Consider the following 17,520-nt stretch of genomic DNA (forward strand, 5'->3'; position numbering starts at 1 on the left):
TCGAACCTTGGCTCTGACGCAGGCTTTGACGATCGGGATCGATATCGGTGGGACGAAGGTCGCCGCCGGTGTGGTCGACCCCGAGGGCAACATCCTGGACCGGGTCCGGCGGGACACGCCGACCAAGGATCCGCGCGAGACCGAGGACGCGATCGCGGAGATCGTCCACGACCTGGAGTCGCGGCACGACGTGATCGCGGTCGGCATCGGCGCCGCCGGATTCGTCGACGGGACGCGTTCGTCGGTCCTGTTCGCCCCGCATCTCGCCTGGCGGCACGAGCCGCTGCGTGACGCGGTCGAGCGGCGCCTCGGCGTACCGGTCGTGGTGGAGAACGACGCGAACGCGGCCGCCTGGTCGGAGTGGCGCTTCGGCGGGGGACAGGGCGAGAGCCACCTGGTCTGCGTCACGCTCGGCACCGGCATCGGCGGAGCGATCCTCAACGACGGCTCCCTGCAGCGCGGGAAGTTCGGTATCGCGGGGGAGTTCGGCCACATGCAGGTCGTCCCCGGTGGTCACCGCTGCGAGTGCGGTAACCGCGGCTGCTGGGAGCAGTACGCCTCCGGCAACGCGCTCACCCGCGAGGCCCGCGAGCTGGCGATGTCCGGCTCACCGGTCGCACACAACCTGCTGCGTGCGGCGGGCGGCGACCCGCGCAAGATCAACGGCCCGATGGTGACCGAGTTGGCCAAGGACGGCGACCCGGTCGCGGTCGAGCTGCTCGAGGAGGTCGGCCGCTGGCTCGGCATCGGCCTGGCCAACCTGGCCGCTGCTCTCGACCCGGGCACGTTCGTGATCGGCGGCGGCGTGTCCGACGCCGGCGAGCTGCTGCTGGCGCCGGCCCGCGAGGCGTTCAAGCGGACCCTGACCGGCCGCGGCTTCCGCCCGGAGGCGCGGATCGTCCGCGCGGTTCTCGGTCCGGAGGCGGGTCTGGTCGGTGCGGCCGACCTGGCTCGCGAAGAGGCGACCTGGTTGCGCCGGGTCCGCGTCAAGACGACCGCGGTGACCGCGAAGACGGCGGCCGCCCGGGGACGCTCGACCCGGTTGGAGCGGGCCGCGCGGAAGTCGGCCGCCCGGCGTACCGGAATGCGCGCCGCGCCTGCCGAGGCCGAGCTGCACCCGGCCGACGTGAACGGCGACAACGAAGGATGACTGAGCACGCCCTGCGCGTGCTGTCCTACAACGTGCACCGCTGGGGTGACGACCGTACGGCGCTCGCCCGGGTGGTGAAGGCGTGCGCGCCGGACGTGATGCTGGTGCAGGAGGCGCCGACCTGGTTCGGCACCCGGCGCAAGCGGCGGGCGATGGCGGCGACGTTCGGCATGCGGTACGTCGCGGCCTCGGCCCGCAACGCGATCCTGGTTGCTGACGGCATCCACCTCACCGGCATCCGCGGCCGCCGGGTCCGGCGCCCGTTCGTCCGCCGCCGCCTGAGCTTCATCGCCACCCAACTCCCCGGCGGCGTCGTCGGCGGGCAGGTCGTGCTGGGCTCGACCCGGCTCGCGGTCGTCGTCTGCCACCTCGGCCTCCACCCCCACGGCCGGATCCACGAGATCGCGCAGGTCCTCACTCTCTGCCGCTCGTTCGGTACGCCGTACCTCCTCGCCGGCGACATCAACGAGGAACCCGACGGCCCGGCCTGGAAACGCCTGGCCGAAGAAGGCCTCGTCGACCTCGGCGCCGACGCCGGCCCCACCTTCAACTCGGCGACCCCGCACAAACGCATCGACGCCGCCGTACTCACGCCTCAACTCAAAGGCCGTCTGCGCCACATCCCCGCCACCCGCGAGGACCTGGCCGCAGCGTCGGACCACCTACCGCTGTTGGTGGAGCTGAGGCCCTAGCTCTTGCGGCGGTTGAGGAAGTCGAGCATGGCCTGCTGGGCGGCGGAGGAGCCGAACAGGCTGGCCGAGAGTTCGGCGAGGTCTTTGCCGCGGGCATCGATGTCGGCGAGGAGTTCGCGGTTGAGCAGCTTCTTCGTCTCCTGCAACCCCTGCGGCACACCCTTCAGCACCGCCTCGAGCACCGCGCCGACCGCCGCGTCCAGATCGTCGTCCGGCACCGTCAAGGTCAGCAGCCCGAACCGCGCCGCCTCCAGCGCGTCGAACCCGCTGCCGGTCAGGAACGTGTACCCAGCCGCCCGGTCGGTCAGCCGCGGAAGGACAGTCAGCGAAATCGTCGCCGCCGCGAGCCCCAGCCGTACCTCGGTCAACGCGAACGTCGCGCTCTCGCCGGAGATGCTGATGTCGGCCGCCGCGACGATCCCGATCCCACCAGCGCGCACCGCGCCCGCCACCCGCGCGATCACCGGCTTCGGGTTCGCGACGATCGCCCGCTGTACGTCGACCATCCGCTGCGCCCCGACGCCCATCCCGACCGTCGTCGCCTCGGACAGATCGGCCCCCGAGCAGAACACCTCCAACGCCGACCGAACCACGATCACCCGCACCTCGTCGTCGGCTCCCGCCGCCTCCAGGTGCTCCAGCAGCTCACCCGTCAGCTGCTGCGACAGCGCGTTCTTGTTGTGCGGCGAGTCGAGCGTGATCGTCGCGACGCCGTCGGCCACTTGCAGGTGCACGAGTTCGGTCATGGCGCCATCCAACACCGTCACGGACCGGAGGGGGAGGCCTTCGGGTTGAGGGGATCGGCGTGCCGGTGCGTGATCTTCCACTCACCGTCCTCGGCGCGGAACACCATCGTGGCCCGCAGTACGTGCGGAACCGGGTCAGGTTGGGTGACGTGATGCACCGCGCAGCGCTCGATCGCGACCGTGTACGCCGTGTCCGCGCCGACGTGCTTCTCGAGGTACTCGAACTCGACCTTCGCGCCGGTGTCGCGGAACTGGGACGACGCCCACTCGTACCGCGGCCCGATCTGCGACCAACCGACCTCGTGGCCGCCGAACCCACCGAAGATCGAGGTCTGCTCACTGTGCGACACCAGCGGCATCCACAACGACGGGTCTCCGTTGACGAAGGCGGAGTTGGCCTCCTCGAACCGGCGCAGGAACGATTCGAAGTCTTCGATCACCGACCCAGTCTCACTCTCGACAGGGTCACTTACTCTCGGCGTACGACGGCGACAGCTCGCGGGCCAGGTGCTCGATGAACAGACCGACGTCCGTCACGATCCCGCGCGCCTGCGACGAACCCCGGTCGGCGAGCTTGGTCACGGTCGCCGGGTTGATGTCCACGCAGGTCAGCGGAATCGAAGCCGGCAAGATGTTGCCGGTGGCAACCGAGTGCAGCATGGTCGCGGCCATCAGGCAGTACCCGACGCCGTCCAGCTCGGCCCGCATCGCGCGCTGCCCCTCGAGGACGTCGGTGTAGACGTCCGGCAGCGGCCCGTCGTCGCGCACCGATCCGACCAGCACGAACTTCTTCCCGCTCCGCACCAGCGCGTGCATCACACCTGACGTCAGCACGCCCTGCTCTACTGCGTCCGCGATCGACCCCGCCTTGCGGATCGTGTTGATCGCGCGGATGTGGTGCTCGTGCCCGTGCTCGACACCCCGCCCGCGGGCCAGGTCGACGCCGAGTGACGTCCCGTACAGCGACGACTCGATGTCGTGCGTCGCGAGCGCATTGCCGGCGAACAGCACATCGACGTACCCGGCCTCCACGATCGCGACCATCGCCGGCGCGGCGCCGGTGTGGACGATGCCGGGGCCGCCGACCCAGAGCACCTTCTGCCCGTTCGCCTTCGCCTCGCGCATACCGTCGGCGACCTGCTTCACCAGGACCCGCTGCGGCTTCTCCGACGACACGTCCGACTCCATGAAGCCGAACCCGTCCTCGGTGCTCGTCGCGATCGGGGGAGTGACCCGCACGCCCTGCGCACTGGTGATGATCTTCATCCCGGCGCGTACGTCGGACATCGGGATCGTCCTGACCGCGTCACCCTCGACGAGCAGACCGCAATCCATCTCCGGGTTCTGCACCGCGACCCAATGGCCGCCGAGCCGCACGCTCGTGGGGAGGTTCGTGGTGGAGTAGAACCCGTCGGGGAACACGCCGTCGGTGGTCACCTCGGTGATGTCCGGCGTACCGGGGTCGACCAGGTTCGCGCCCTTGGTCTGGATCCGCATCAGCAGCCGTTGCAGCGACTCCTCGTCGTCCGCGCCGACGGTCATCCGGACGGTGGACGGGTCGTCCTTGTCGTAGCCGAGGTCGAACTTGTCCAGCGTGTACTCACCGCCGTACCCGCGGATGTCGTCGAGGACACGGGACAGCAGCCCGGTGTCCATCAGGTGGCCGGTGATCTCGACCGTCTCGGTGACCTGCACGGGTGCCCTCCCTCGGAGTTCGTCGGATTGTCCGACGATCCGCATGCTAGCTCAGACGACCGCCCCGTCGTCGCCGCCGTCTCCCGGAGGGAGACGGTCCTTCATCCGGAACACCAGCGTCAGGAAGCCGCCGATGAAACCCGTGACCGCGAGCGTGGTGATCCGGCCGGTGCCGAAGTCGAGGACGGCGGCCGCGATCAGCAGCAGCGGACCGCCGAGCAGCCCGAGCCAGGCGAGCCGGGCGATCCAGTCCAGCCGTGGGCCGCGCGGCGGCTCCGGCGGGACGAAGTGGTCGTGCGGGTCGTCGTCCTTGCGCTTGGGCTTGGTGTCCTCGTCGGCGGCGGCGGGCGTCTCCTCGACGGTGAGCCCGGTCGGTACGTCGATCAGCGGCTCGTACTTGTCGTCGACGTCCTCGCTGGCCGGCCAGCGAGGGACCGGGTCCTCGCCGCCGTCGTGCCCCGGCGCGGACGGTTGGTTGAACTGCTGGACCAGCGACTCCCACTCCGCGTCCTCGGTACTGCGGTCGATCACCGGGCGGGCCTCGTCCACCGCCGCGGCGTCGACGAAGATCTCGTCGTACCCGACCGGAATGCGGACCGGTTCGTCGGCCTCCTCCGGCGTCCGCGCCTCGCTCTGGTTCTCGCAGTACGCCGCGATCCCGGCCGCCGCGAGCGCGTCCAGCACCGGCTGGGCGACCAACGGGTCGATCCCGCCGAGCGACGTGTACGACGCCGCGGTCAGTCCGTTGTCACGCATCACTGTTACCGCTCAGCCGCCTGATGAAGGCTGAGGTGTCCGCGAAGATCCGCGGTGCGTCGTTGTCCAGGGTTGCCACGTGATAGCTGTCCTCGAGCAGGGTCTCGGTCACGTCGCGGGACGAGATCGAGGACAGCACCGTCCGCCCCGAGCTCGGCTCCACCACATGATCGACAGTACTGCGGAACAGCAGCACCGGCTGAGTGACTTCGGGCAAATCGTCGCGGGTGAGCTTCCACAGCTGCGACAGCGAATGCAGCGCGCGCAGCGGCATCTTGTCGTACGCGCCCTCGTCGACGTCCGGCTTCTTGATGTCGTTCGAGATGCCGGGGAACGACGGCACCAGCCTGGACAGCACCGGCAGCAGCGCCAGCCGCTTGTCGTCGGTGCGCACCGACGGGTTGATCAGGACCAGACCGGAAACGTCCGCGCCGTGCTGCTCCGCCAGCCGCAGGACGAGGCAGCCGCCCATCGACAGTCCGACCAGGAAGACGTGGTCGTGTTCCTTGCGCAAGCGCAGGAGCTCGTTGTCGAGTACGGCGTACCAGTCGGGCCAGCCCGTCTTGTTCATCTCCTGCCAGCTGGTCCCGTGCCCGGGCAGGCGCGGGACGGCGACGCCGTACCCCTCGGCGGCGAGGTGTTCGGCGAAGGGCCGCATCGACTTGGGTGAGCCGGTGAACCCGTGGCTGAGCAGGACTCCGACGGCCGCGTTCGCCCCGGTGCCGGGACTGCGAAACTCCTCCGCGTGGGCTTGCACTGGCACGCTCGACTCCTCGCCGGTCCGTTCCTCACAGACGCCCCAGCCGAGGACGGCCGGAGCGCCCTCCAATCGTCGCATCTGGGCTGCGTCCAGTCTGCATCCAGGTGACAACACGGTGAGCAACACCCACATTCCTGGCGGTGACATTGCCTGAGGGGGAAGCTGGAACGTAGTGTCCGCACCGGAACGGTCGGCGCGCCGAAGATGTCGCCTGGCCGCCACCGGTGGGCACTGGTGCCGGACGAGGGTACGGCCGACGATGGAGCGGTGAGCATTGTCGGGTGATGCGAGTCGGGTGTGTCGGGCGAGTGACGGAGGTCGAGGCGGATGCTGTACCTGTTCCTGAGACGGTTCATTGTCGCGCCATTGATCAAGCTGCTCTTCCGGCCCAAGGTCACCGGCCTGGAGCACGTGCCGACCGACGGCCCGGCGCTGCTGGTCAGCAACCACCTGGCGTTCTGCGACTCGATCTTCCTGCCGGTCTCGGTACCGCGGCAGATCGTCTTCCCGGCCAAGTCGGAGTACTTCACCGGCCCCGGCCTGAAGGGCAAGCTGGTCGCCACGTTCTTCCGCTCGGTGGGCCAGATCCCGATCGACCGGTCCGGCGGGCGCGCCTCGCTGGCCGCGCTGAACACCGGGCTGAGCATCCTCGAGAAGGGCGGCCTGTTCGGGATCTACCCCGAGGGCACCCGCTCGCCCGACGGCCGGTTGTACAAGGGCAAGACCGGCGTCGCCCGGATGGCGATCGTGGCCGGCGTCCCGGTGATCCCGGTCGCGATGATCGACACCGAGAAGCTGCAGCCCGCCGGCCGGATGCGGCCGAACCTGTTCTACCGGGAAAAGGGCAAGCTGCTGCCGAGGCTGGTCCGCCCGGGCGTCGCGTTCGGCAAGCCGATGGACTTCTCCCGCTACGAGGGTATGGAGCGGGACCGGTTCGTCCTGCGATCGGTCACCGACGAGATCATGTACGCGCTGATGGAGCTGTCCGGCCAGGAGTACGTCGACATGTACGCCGAGAAGGCCAAGGAGCTGATCAAGGCCGGCGAATCGGTCGACGCGCACCTGCGTCTCGGCGACACCAAGGCCAGCTGACCCGGTTCGGAGCCCGTTCCGGGCGAGGATGTCGCCATGGACAGCGACCTGAACGTGCTCGGCGGACCGCTGGAGGAGTGCGGGACCGATCCGGTCACCGGCTTCTACCGCGACGGCTGCTGCACGAGCGGCCCCGAAGACCTTGGCAGCCACACCGTCTGTGCGGTGATGACCGCGGACTTCCTTGCCCACCAGGCCTCGGTCGGGAACGACCTCGTCACACCCCGCCCCGAGTACAACTTCCCGGGCCTCGAGCCGGGTGACCGCTGGTGCGTGGTCGCCGCCCGCTGGCTGCAGGCGTACCACGCCGGCGCCGCGTCTCCCGTCGTACTCGCCTCCACTCACGCCCGCACACTCGACACCGTCCCGCTCACGGCGCTCCGCGAGCACGCGGTCGACGTACCCTCCGATCCGGGCTCACTGACCTGAGACGGTCACCGACGGTTCCGGGCCCTGGCCTAGAGTTGGCCCCATGCAATTTGCGACGTTGACGGCCGGTGGAGTGCCGGGGGTTCCGAGTCTGGACGAGCTGCGGGGGCTGAAGCCGCTGCAGCAGCCCGAGTGGCCGGACGCGGCCGTGCTGGACCAGGTGATCGCCGAGCTCCGGACGCTGCCGCCGCTGGTCTTCGCCGGTGAGTGCGACGACCTGACCACGAAGATCGGTGCCGTCGCCCGCGGTGAGGCCTTCATCCTGCAGGGTGGCGACTGCGCGGAGACGTTCGCCGGTGTGACCGCGGAGAACATCCGGGCCAAGCTCCGGGTGCTCCTGCAGATGTCGGTCGTCCTGCAGTACGCCGCCAGCGTGCCGGTGGTGAAGATCGGCCGGATCGCCGGGCAGTACGCGAAGCCGCGTTCGTCCGGTGAGGAGACCCGGGACGGCGTGACGCTGCCGTCGTACCGCGGTGACGCCGTCAACGGCTTCGACTTCACTCCTGAGTCGCGGATCCCGGATCCTCAGCGCCTGCGCGGGGTCTACAACGCGGCCGCCGCGACGCTGAACCTGACCCGCGCGTTCACCACCGGTGGGTACGCCGACCTGCACCAGGTGCACGCCTGGAACACGGACTTCGTGAAGTCGTCCCCGGTCGGCCGCCGCTACGAGCAGCTGGCGTCGGAGATCGAGCGGGCGCTCGCGTTCATGCGGGCCTGCGGCGCGACGTCGGACGAGTTCCGGACGGTCGACTTCTACGCGTCGCACGAGGCGCTGATCCTCGAGTACGAACACGCTCTGACCCGGATCGACTCGCGGACCGAGCAGCCGTACGACGTGTCCGGCCACCTGCTCTGGGTGGGGGAGCGGACCCGGCAGCTGGACGGCGCCCACGTCGAGTTCCTGGCCTCGCTGTCGAACCCGCTCGGCGTCAAGATCGGGCCGACCACGACACCGGAGTACATCCGGGCCCTGATCGACAAGCTGAACCCGAAGGGGATCGAGGGGCGGCTCACGTTCATCACCCGGATGGGTGCGGCCAAGATCCGCTCGGCGCTGCCGCCGCTGCTGGAGGCGGTCCGCGATCACGGCTCGCCGATCGCGTGGGTGAGCGACCCGATGCACGGAAACACGTACGAGACGCCGAACGGGTACAAGACCCGCAACTTCGACGACGTGATGGACGAGGTCCAAGGCTTCTTCGACGCGCACGAGCAGGTCGGGACGTGGCCGGGCGGCGTACACATGGAGCTGACCGGCGACGACGTGACCGAGTGTCTCGGCGGCGGTGAGGAGCTGGTCGCGGAGGACCTCGTGAACCGGTACGAGACGGCGTGCGACCCGCGGTTGAACCGGCATCAGTCACTGGAGTTGGCGTTCCTGGTGGCGGAGCGGCTGCGGGGCGCGCAGGCATGATCGATCTTCGGTCGGACACCGTCACCCGGCCTTCGGCGGAGATGCTGGCCGCGATGGCGTCGGCGCCTGTGGGCGACGACGTGTACGGCGAGGATCCGACCGTCAACGCCTTGGAAGAGCAGGTCGCGGGCCTGCTCGGTCATGAGGCCGGCCTGTTCACCGTCACCGGCTCGCTGGCGAACATGCTCGGCGTCCAGGCCCTGGTGCCGCGTGGCGGCGAGGTGCTCTGTGAGGCGAGCGCGCATATCGTCCGCGCCGAGCTCGGCTCGCACGCGGCCGTCAACGGCGTGACGACGCGGACCTGGAGCGCGCCGGCCGGACAGATCGACCTCGACCAGATCCGTGCGCTGATCGCCGCCGACCTCGGTCCGTACTTCGTCCAGACGTCGGCGGTCTCGGTCGAGAACACGCACAACTTCGGCGGCGGAGCGATCCAGCACGGGTACGACGCCCTCGCCGACGAACTCGACGCCCGCGACATCCCGCTGCACCTGGACGGCGCGCGGCTGTGGAACGCGTCCGTGGCCTCGGGTATGCCGGTTGCTGCTTATGCGTCGCGGGCCGCGGCCGCCAGCGTCTGCCTGTCGAAGGGTCTGGGTGCACCGGTCGGCTCCGTGCTGGTCGGCTCCACCGAGCTGATCCGCGAGGCACGTGTCTGGCGCAAGCGCCTCGGCGGCGGCTGGCGGCAGGCCGGCGTACTCGCCGCGGCCGGGTTGTACGCCGTTGCGCACAACGTCGAGCGGCTCGCCGAGGATCACGCGAACGCGCGGGCGATCGCCGACGTACTCGCGGATGCTGCGCCGGGCTCGGTGAAGCCGGACCAGGTCGAGACGAACATCGTGGTCGCCGACCTGGCCGCGACCGGTCGCACGGTCGCCGAGGTGGTGGCAGCCGCGAAGGAGGCCGGCGTACTGGTGGGCGGTGTGGGCGCGACGCAGCTGCGGGTCGTGACACATCTCGACGCTTCGGCCGAGGACTGCCGCGCGGCGGCGGAAGTGCTGGCGCGCATCATCGGGTGATTGTTGAGCTTTCGGCTCGATGCCGTCGCTGCGCTGCGCCCTCGCCGCCGTCGGGGCGAATGCGGCAGGTAGGCTGATGCTGTCTGGGTTGCAGCGTTTCGGGGAGAGCCGTGCGAGAGATCGTCGTGTTCAGCGGAAGTGCCCACATCGAGTTGGCGGAGCAGATCTGCAGGGATCTCGGCGTACCGCTTTCACCGGTCGAGATCCATCGTTTCAGCAATGACTGCCTGCAGGTCCAACTCCAGGCGAACTGCCGGCAACGCGACGTGTACATCGTGCAACCGCTGGTGCCGCCGACGCAGGAGCACCTGATGGAGCTGCTGCTGATGATCGACGCCGCCCGCGGCGCATCGGCCCAGCAGATCACCGCGGTCATCCCGCACTACGCGTACGCGCGCTCCGACAAGAAGGACGCGTCCCGCATCTCGATCGGCGGCCGCCTGGTCGCGGACATGCTGACGACGGCCGGCGCCAATCGCGTGCTGACGATGGCGTTGCATGCGCCGCAGGTGCACGGCTTCTTCTCCGTACCGGTCGATCACCTGACCGCGATCGGCGTACTCGCCGACCACTTCCGCGGCCGCGACCTGAGCGACACCGTCGTCGTCAGCCCCGACCTGGGCAACGCGAAGACCGCGACCCAGTTCGCCCGTCTGCTGGGCACGCCCGTCGCCGCCGGCAGCAAGCAGCGCCTGGCCGACGACCGGGTCGTCATCGACGCGATCGTCGGCGACGTAGCCGGCAAACGCGCGATCATCCTCGACGACGAGATCGCCACCGGCGGCTCGATCATCGAACTCCTCGACCGCCTGAAGGACCGCGGCTGCACCCAAGCCGCCGTCGCCTGCACCCACGGCCTCTTCGCCGGCCCCGCCGTGGAACGCCTCCGCTCCCACCCCTCCATCACCGAAGTCATCAGCACCGACACCGTCCCCCGCCCCGACGGCTTCCCCGAACTCCAGGTCACCTCGGTAGCCGGCCTCTTCGCCGAAGCCATCAAACGAATCCACGACGGCGAATCCGTCAGCAGCCTCTTCGACGGCGTAGACCCCACCCACGCCCCACCCCAACCCAAACTCCCCTTCTAGGAGCCCTGGGATCGACCCCGCGCATTTTCGACTACCCGGCCGCGCCCGCCCAATCGGATCGCGATAGGCGGTCACGGGCGCTGCTCGGTGATCGCGTCGGTCAGCAGGTCGAGGTGGCCGACGTGGCAGGCCGTCTCCTCGAGCATGTGCACCATGACCCAGCGAAGTGTCACGGGACCCTTGCCGAACGAGGGGCGAGGCGCCCTGCTGTCGAGTGTTGGAAGCCGGCTTGCGACGTGGCGACTACGAGTGCAAGCCGCCCGGTAAAGCGCGGAAATCTCTTCGACAGTGTCGCCGGCCGCGGACTCGAAGTCCCACTGCGGTTGGGTATCGAGCGGCGCCGACGCCCACGGCTCAGGAAGCTCGCCTCCTCCGACTCGCGCAATGAACCAATGATCTTCCAGATGCGCGAGATGCTTCACGACCCCACCCGGCGTCAGATCGGTGGCCGGGAGGCTTCTCGTTCGCGCCTGCACGTCCGTCAGCCGCTCGAGACACGAAAGCGCCCGCCGACGGTACTGATCGAGGAACTGCTCGAGCGTGGTGCGCTCATCAGCGTCGAGCTCCGGGTATCCCTCAGCGTCAGCACTCATCCTGCTCTGAATCCCTCCACCTTCGTGCTAAGGCTTGCAGTGATGGTTGCGATCTCGGTCAGTAGGGCTGACTTGCGTGTGTTGTCGAGGAAGGATGCTCGGATCGAGTTGGATGCTAGCTTGCAGAGGGTCTCAGGTGAGAGGGACAGGGAGGCCCGGACAGCTGCATAGTTGTCGTCCACGTACCCGCCGAAATAGGCGGGGTCGTCCGAGTTGACGGTGACCAGGAGATCGCGTGAGAGCATCGCCGGCAACGGGTGCTGCGAGAGGTCACGCACTACCTGGAGTCGTACGTTGGACAGTGGGCAGACAGTGAGCGGTATCTGCTCGGCTGCCAACCGATGGACCAGGGCATCGTCTTCCAAGCAGCGCACGCCATGGTCGATGCGCTCGGCGCGGAGAAGGTCGAGCGCTTCCCAGATGTAGCTGGGCGGGCCCTCTTCACCGGCGTGAGCGACCGCGCGCAGGCCGTTGGCGCGTGCCTTGGCGAAAACCTCGACGAACTTCGACGGCGGGTGGCCGACTTCTGCCGAGTCGAGTCCGATGCCGACGACGTCGGCGCCGCATGCAAGTACTGCGTCGAGCGTGGTCATGGCTGATTCGGAACTGAGGTCGCGCAAGATCGTGACGATCAGTCCGGTGCTGATCCCGTGCCGCCGCTCGGAGGCGCTGAGGGCTGACGTCACACCTTCGAGGACAGTTTCGAGCGGGATGCCGCGGCCGGTGTGTGCCTGCGGGTCCAGAAAGACTTCGGCATGCCGGACCCCGGCGACGGATGCCCGGACCAGGTACGCCTCGGTCATGTCGGCGAAGTCCTCGACTGTCCGGAGCGTCGCCATGTTCGCGTAGTACAGATCGAGAAAAGACTGCAGATCGTCGAACCGATACCGACCGGCGAGGTCGTCGACATCGGCGTACGGCAGCGGGATCCGGTTGCGCTCCGCGAACTGGAAGATGGTCTCGGGTTCGAGCGTGCCTTCCAGGTGAAGGTGCAGTTCGGCCTTCGGCAGGGCTTTGACGTCGAAGTCGGCGTCGTTCATTCGGCGGCCCCGGCCAGGTCCTGGACCCACACGTCGAAGTCCAGATCGTTGACGCTGGTGACCAGATCGATCCAGTCGCGCGGAAACGCCCCGGCACCGCGCTGCGCGCCGCAGAGTGCACCGGCCATCGCGGCGACGGTGTCGGTGTCGCCGGTGAGGTTGCCCGCGATGGTGATGGCGAGCTCCGGATCCGCGTCGGCATAGGTCGCGGCCGCGAAGGCAGCCGGCACGGATTCGGAGACCGGCTCGCCGGCTCCGACGAGCCGGCTGATAATGCGCGCGGCGTGCTGGTCGTCGGTGGCGTCGAGCACTACTTCGCAGGCCCAGCGGATGCGTTCACCGATCGATGGCGCGTAGACCCAGTGCCCCTTCCGCGCGCCGACGTCCGCTGCCCGGCAGGCCGCGTCGACCGCCTCGTTCCAGGTGGCTCCGTGCATGCCGGCGTAGACACCGAGCGCGACCGCGGCGGCACCTGAGATCGCAACGCTGGTGTTGTGGGTCGGCAAGCAGGCTGCTGCGACCTCGTCGATCAACGCGGTCTCGTCGATCGACGCGAATGCCGCCCAGATGCCGATCGGGGCGATCCGCATCGGGGCGCCGTTGGTGACGCCGGTGGCACCGACGCTGTCGAGTGGTTGCCCGGCAAGCAGGCCGGTCATCGCACGCTTGGTGCTCGGGCCTACGGCCAACGAGGATTCGCCGCCGACGCGCTCGAACCACGAGAGCAGATCCTGCGCGGCAATGCCGGCGTCGAGGTGCCGGCCGGACTTTCGAAGGCTGTCGGTGAGGGCGAGAGACTGTTCGGTGTCGTCGGTGATTCGACCCGCGGGGTACCCGGCGTGGTACGGGCTGTTCGCGGGGCCGGGTTCCATCGCCGTACGCCAGGTCGGGTGCTCCAGGAACGAGTTGGGCATGCCGAAGGCGTCCCCGCACGCGACTCCGAGGAGTACGCCGTGTGCCCGGTCCTTCAGGTCGAGCGCCGGGGCGGTTGCGGGTGGGGTTGATCGCGCGCCCCACACCAGGCAGGCCTGCGCGGCACGGGCACTGGCACGCTCGGCCGCGTCGACTTGCGTCGCGCCTTGCTGGATCGCCGCGAGGAAGGTGCCTGCCCAGGTGTCGCCTGCCCCGGTGGTGTCGACAGGCGTGACGGGTGTGGCGGCGACCGACACGGTTTCACCGGTTGTGTTGTCGATCAGCTCGGCGCCGCGGGCTCCGTCGGTCAGCACGATCAGCTGAGCGGAGAGGGAGCGGTCTTCGTACTGGCGTCGATCGACGATCGCGTACGTCCATGGGAAGCGGGTGGCGGCCGGAGGCACTGCCCCGACCAGGGCGACAGGTACGCCGCTCTCGATCGCGGCCTCGAGCGTGGGTTCGACCCACGGACCCCATTGCGGGCAGACGATGACCAGGTCGACGTCCTTGAGGATCGTTTCGCTGTCCGGCGGATCGACCTCGGACGCGGGACTGGACCAGCACAGACGACCGTCGGGAGACTCGACGAGGAAGCAGCGGTTCACGGTGCCGACCTCAGGGCAGGCCGACAGGTCGATGCCGGCTCGGTGGAGCTGGGATATTCCGGTGACTCGCCCGTCGGTGCGGGGGAGCGGGTGCCACAGTCGCACAGCTTCGCCCGCCTCCGACGCCACCAGTGCGACGGTCGGCGCCGATCCGCCGGGCAACCAGCCGCCGTCGGCGAGCGGGCCGCCTTCCAGCCGGCCGACTTCGTGCGGCGCCGGTCGGCGATCGGCCCGTGCGATCAGGTCGGTGTGGGCGGCATTGCCGATGATCAGCAGCATTTGTTTCTCCTATGTCGGTCGGCTACTTCAGGCCGGTGGCGGTGACGCCTTGCTGGTAGAAGCGCTGAAGTAGCAGGAAGATCAGGACCACCGGGCCGGCGGCGAGGAGCGACATCGCGAACAGCGTCCCGTAGTCGATCTCGTTGGGGTTGATGAGGTTGACGATGCCGACCTGAGCCAGCTGCCGGCGCGGGTCGCTCATGATGATCAGCGGCCAGAGGAACGAGTCCCAGACGTAGATGAAGGTGGTCAGCCACACGGTCACCATCGCGGGCCAGACATTCGGGATGATCGCGTGCCGGAGGATGCGCGGCACACCCCCGCCGTCGACCATCACCGCTTCGTCGAGCGATCTCGGAATGTCGGCCATCGCCTGCCGGAGGATGAAGACTGCTACCGGCCCGGCCACCCACGGCAACAGCAGACCCCAGAACGAGTTGAGCTGGCCGAGTTCCTTGACGATCAGGAACAGCGGAACCGCCAGTGCCTCGAACGGGATGAACATCGTCGCGATCAGCAGATAGAAGATCACGCCTCGGCCGCGGAACGTCATACGTGCGAGGGGGAACGCGGCCAGCAGCGCCAGCACGACAGTGAGGCTGGATTGGACGAGTGCGAGTAGCAGGGTGTTGAGAACCTGCCGGATGAACTGCGGCTCGTGCGCGGCCGCGGAGAAGTTGCCGAGGGTCCCGGGAATCGGCAGGAAGGTGTGGAGATTGAGTGTGCCGCTGTACTTGAAGATCTCGCCGTTCGGCCGGAACGCGCTGACGAGGGCGAGCAGGATCGGCCCCAGGAATACGAGCACCACCAGAGCCTTCACGATGCGGAGGGCGAGTTGCGAACTCCGAGCGGTCGATGTCATGTCAGTACTCCCATCGAGCCCGGAGCAGGTACAGCTCGATGCCGGTGACAACGATCAGCAGGGCAACGAGGACCAGAGCCATCGCGTTGGCGAGACCTTGGTTGAAGAACACGAAGGCTTGTGTGTAGACGTGGTACGCCGCGACGTCGGTGGCGTTCTGTGGGCCGCCCCGGGTCATCACGAAGATCGGTGCGAACAACTGGAACGCTCCGATCGTCGTCGTGACGGTCGCCAGCTGGGTCGAGCGCTGCAGCAACGGCCACACGACGCGGCGAACCTGCTGCGGACCGGAGCATCCGTCGATCCGTGATGCCTCGAGGATCTCGGCCGGAACGGCGGTGAGGCCGGCGAGGTAGATCAGCATCGTGAATCCGGCGTCCCGCCAGACCGAGACGGCGACGATCACGACCTTGGCCGGGTCGGGGTTCGTCAACCAGCCGACCTTTTCGACGCCGACCAGGTGCAGCAGGGTGTTGACCAGACCGATCTCGCGGTCGAACAGGAACAGGAACACGATTCCGACGATGACGATCGGTGTGACGGCCGGAATCACCATGATCGTCCGGAGGAAGGAGTTGACCTTGCTGGTGCGGAAGAGCAGCAGCGCCGCCCCGAATCCAAGGCCGAGTTGAAGCGGGATCTTCACCAGTGCAAAGCCGACGGTGAGCAACAGCGAGTGGCGAAAGTCGCCGTCGGCGAGAGCCGTGTGGAAGTTCTCGATGCCGACGGACTGCTGCGCCTGGCCGCCGACGGTGAAGAATCGGGTGCTCGCCCAGACCGCTGCTCCGATCGGGCCGTACTTGTAAACGGCTATCAGGGCGAGCGTGGGTGTGAGGAGAATGAACGCCCAGAGCACGGAGTTGGTCGGCCGCCGGAGCCGGTGGCGTCGGGAACGCCGGCGGCGGGAAAGCGTCCGGCCGGCCGGACCGTCGAGCTCTCGGTCCGCCGCGCCGGACATGTCGCCGGCCGCCTCAGGCGGATCCGATCGGTCGAGCGCGAGCGCGCGGCGTGTTCCGGTCGTCATTTCGAGACCAGACTCGCGTACCGGTCGAGCTGGGTGTCGATCTGCTCGACCGCCTTGCTCACCGCGGCCTCGATCTTCGCGCCGGTCGAGATATCGGTCAGCATCTGGCTGTAGATGGTGTCGTACTCGGACCACCCAGGAGTGATCGGTCGCGGGACCGCCCACTGTGCAGCAGTGTCGGCGAAGACCTTCAACGGCTGCTTGGCGTACTCGGTCATCGCCGCCAGCGCGGACTTTCGCGCCGGTAGCGCATTCTGGTACTGAGCCATCAGCTTCGCGCCGCTCTGCGAGATCATGTAGGCGACGAGCTGGCCGGCGTACTCGATGTACTTCGACGTCGCGGACACACCGAGGTGGTACGAGTCCGTGTGCACGACCGGGGTGACGTGGAACGGATGGGGCATCGCGCCCCATTTCATGGCCGGGCTCTTCTCGCGGATACCGCTGACGGCGACGTCGGGATTCGTCAGCCAGAAGGCGATCTGGTTGTTGAAGAAGAAGTCCGGGGACTTGCTCTGCGGACTGAGGCCGTCGGCCTGGTAGAGATCTTGCAGGAACTGGTAAGCACTCATCGCCTCGGAGGTGTCGGCGTACCCGGCCACCTTCAGGCCGTCGTCGCTGATCGCCTTGTAGGTCGGGGAATCCTTGGCGCCGGCCGAACGGATCAGGTCGAGTCCGGTGTAGGTCCCTCCGCCGATGAAGTTGCCCTGCCCGAGGAAGATTCCCCAGAACTGGTTGTCGCCGCGGCGCTTCCGCTCACCTTTCTGGATCTCGACCAGGACGTCGCGAAAGTGCTTCCAGGTCCACGCCTGGCCGAGGTCGGTCGGCGGCGTGATGCCGTAACGGTCGAGGATCGTCTTGTTGTAGACGATCGCTTGGGAGCTCTCGTTGGTGGCCGGGCCGTAGAACTTGCCCTTCCAGAACGCGGCCGGTGTGGTGCCGGGCAGGAAGTCCTTGAGATCGTCGGCGGGGAAGTACTTGTCGAGTGGCGCGAGGATGCCGTTGGCGGCGTACCCCTCGAGGGCCGGTCCGTCGACGATCAGCACGTCGGGGCTGTCCGGCTGGTTGGGGATGGCGCGGATGCGACGGTCCCAGTCGGCCCACGGCACCGTGTTGAAGCCGACCTGGATGCCGGACTGCGCCGTCCACGCGGCCATCAGCTTCTTGCCCGCGTTGTCCAGCGAATCGTAGGGAACCCACAGCGAGGACAGCGTGGACGGCTTGGCCGCCGACTGCTTGGTCCCGTCGCCGCAGGCGGCCAGCAGCCCGGGCCCGAGTGCGAGACCGAGTCCGGTCAGGCCGGCCCGGCGCAGGAACTGCCTGCGATCGAGTGCACTGCTCATGGGGATGACCCCTTTCCA

At 68.4% G+C, this 17,520-nt stretch carries 18 protein-coding genes; 7 read left to right on the forward strand and 11 right to left on the reverse strand.

Annotated elements, in window-relative coordinates; translation table 11 throughout:
• The first annotated feature begins 7 nt into the window (after positions 1 to 7).
• A complete protein-coding gene (locus OHA10_RS26140; RefSeq protein WP_371401400.1) occupies positions 8 to 1,150 on the forward strand; it encodes an ROK family glucokinase in 1,143 nt (380 codons plus the stop codon).
• Positions 1,147 to 1,842 (forward strand): endonuclease/exonuclease/phosphatase family protein, encoded by a 696-nt coding sequence (locus OHA10_RS26145; RefSeq protein WP_371401401.1) that lies wholly within the window; start codon positions 1,147 to 1,149, stop codon positions 1,840 to 1,842. Before OHA10_RS26140 ends, OHA10_RS26145 begins: the two co-directional genes overlap by 4 nt.
• Here the strand turns inward: OHA10_RS26145 and OHA10_RS26150 are convergent.
• From OHA10_RS26150 to OHA10_RS26170, 5 genes are read right to left on the reverse strand one after another with little or no spacing between them, the layout of a single operon-like run.
• Positions 1,839 to 2,588: an enoyl-CoA hydratase-related protein gene (locus OHA10_RS26150; RefSeq protein WP_371401402.1), complete on the reverse strand. Its 750-nt coding sequence runs from the start codon at positions 2,586 to 2,588 to the stop codon at positions 1,839 to 1,841. The genes OHA10_RS26145 and OHA10_RS26150 overlap by 4 nt on opposite strands.
• Before the next feature lie 17 nt (positions 2,589 to 2,605).
• On the reverse strand, positions 2,606 to 3,028 hold the full coding sequence (locus OHA10_RS26155; protein WP_371401403.1) for a nuclear transport factor 2 family protein: 423 nt from the start codon (positions 3,026 to 3,028) through the stop codon (positions 2,606 to 2,608).
• Positions 3,029 to 3,053: 25 nt separating this feature from the next.
• Complete coding sequence (locus OHA10_RS26160; protein ID WP_371401404.1) at positions 3,054 to 4,283, reverse strand: TIGR00300 family protein; 1,230 nt, start codon at positions 4,281 to 4,283, stop codon at positions 3,054 to 3,056.
• A gap of 51 nt (positions 4,284 to 4,334) precedes the next feature.
• Positions 4,335 to 5,039, reverse strand: a complete 705-nt coding sequence (locus OHA10_RS26165; protein ID WP_371401405.1) for a hypothetical protein — start codon at positions 5,037 to 5,039, stop codon at positions 4,335 to 4,337.
• On the reverse strand, positions 5,032 to 5,877 hold the full coding sequence (locus tag OHA10_RS26170) for an alpha/beta hydrolase (protein WP_371401406.1): 846 nt from the start codon (positions 5,875 to 5,877) through the stop codon (positions 5,032 to 5,034). The genes OHA10_RS26165 and OHA10_RS26170 overlap by 8 nt, the downstream gene beginning before the upstream one ends.
• 288 nt (positions 5,878 to 6,165) lie before the next feature.
• Here OHA10_RS26170 and OHA10_RS26175 point away from each other — a divergent pair, with 288 nt between their 5' ends.
• The 5 genes from OHA10_RS26175 (at position 6,166) to OHA10_RS26195 (ending at position 10,844) form a co-directional block, all read left to right on the forward strand.
• Positions 6,166 to 6,891 carry a lysophospholipid acyltransferase family protein gene (locus OHA10_RS26175; RefSeq protein WP_371401407.1) on the forward strand — a complete coding sequence of 242 codons (726 nt, stop codon included), beginning with the start codon at positions 6,166 to 6,168 and terminating at the stop codon, positions 6,889 to 6,891.
• Between the two features lie 36 nt (positions 6,892 to 6,927).
• Positions 6,928 to 7,320, forward strand: coding sequence for a DUF2237 family protein (locus tag OHA10_RS26180; RefSeq protein WP_371401408.1), 393 nt, complete (start codon positions 6,928 to 6,930; stop codon positions 7,318 to 7,320).
• Positions 7,321 to 7,363: 43 nt separating this feature from the next.
• On the forward strand, positions 7,364 to 8,737 hold the full coding sequence (locus tag OHA10_RS26185; RefSeq protein ID WP_371401409.1) for a class II 3-deoxy-7-phosphoheptulonate synthase: 1,374 nt from the start codon (positions 7,364 to 7,366) through the stop codon (positions 8,735 to 8,737).
• The gene (locus OHA10_RS26190) at positions 8,734 to 9,756 is read left to right on the forward strand and encodes a low specificity L-threonine aldolase (RefSeq protein WP_371401410.1); all 1,023 of its coding nucleotides are present in this window, start codon (positions 8,734 to 8,736) and stop codon (positions 9,754 to 9,756) included. The genes OHA10_RS26185 and OHA10_RS26190 overlap by 4 nt, the downstream gene beginning before the upstream one ends.
• A 110-nt stretch (positions 9,757 to 9,866) precedes the next feature.
• Positions 9,867 to 10,844, forward strand: a complete 978-nt coding sequence (locus tag OHA10_RS26195) for a ribose-phosphate diphosphokinase (RefSeq protein ID WP_371401411.1) — start codon at positions 9,867 to 9,869, stop codon at positions 10,842 to 10,844.
• Between the two features lie 71 nt (positions 10,845 to 10,915).
• Here the strand turns inward: OHA10_RS26195 and OHA10_RS26200 are convergent, their stop codons facing one another.
• From OHA10_RS26200 to OHA10_RS26225, 6 genes are read right to left on the reverse strand one after another with little or no spacing between them, the layout of a single operon-like run.
• Positions 10,916 to 11,437, reverse strand: coding sequence for a DinB family protein (locus tag OHA10_RS26200; protein WP_371401412.1), 522 nt, complete (start codon positions 11,435 to 11,437; stop codon positions 10,916 to 10,918).
• Complete coding sequence (locus OHA10_RS26205; RefSeq protein ID WP_371401413.1) at positions 11,434 to 12,477, reverse strand: adenosine deaminase; 1,044 nt, start codon at positions 12,475 to 12,477, stop codon at positions 11,434 to 11,436. Before OHA10_RS26205 ends, OHA10_RS26200 begins: the two co-directional genes overlap by 4 nt.
• A complete protein-coding gene (locus OHA10_RS26210) occupies positions 12,474 to 14,273 on the reverse strand; it encodes a PfkB family carbohydrate kinase (RefSeq protein ID WP_371401414.1) in 1,800 nt (599 codons plus the stop codon). Before OHA10_RS26210 ends, OHA10_RS26205 begins: the two co-directional genes overlap by 4 nt.
• A gap of 22 nt (positions 14,274 to 14,295) precedes the next feature.
• Positions 14,296 to 15,135 (reverse strand): carbohydrate ABC transporter permease, encoded by an 840-nt coding sequence (locus OHA10_RS26215; protein WP_371401415.1) that lies wholly within the window; start codon positions 15,133 to 15,135, stop codon positions 14,296 to 14,298.
• A gap of 1 nt (position 15,136) precedes the next feature.
• Positions 15,137 to 16,159, reverse strand: coding sequence for a carbohydrate ABC transporter permease (locus OHA10_RS26220; RefSeq protein WP_371401416.1), 1,023 nt, complete (start codon positions 16,157 to 16,159; stop codon positions 15,137 to 15,139).
• The gene (locus OHA10_RS26225; RefSeq protein WP_371401417.1) at positions 16,156 to 17,502 is read right to left on the reverse strand and encodes an extracellular solute-binding protein; all 1,347 of its coding nucleotides are present in this window, start codon (positions 17,500 to 17,502) and stop codon (positions 16,156 to 16,158) included. Before OHA10_RS26225 ends, OHA10_RS26220 begins: the two co-directional genes overlap by 4 nt.
• Positions 17,503 to 17,520 lie beyond the last annotated feature (18 nt).

It is taken from the genome of Kribbella sp. NBC_00662, assembly GCF_041430295.1.
In the GTDB taxonomy this organism is placed as follows: domain Bacteria; phylum Actinomycetota; class Actinomycetes; order Propionibacteriales; family Kribbellaceae; genus Kribbella.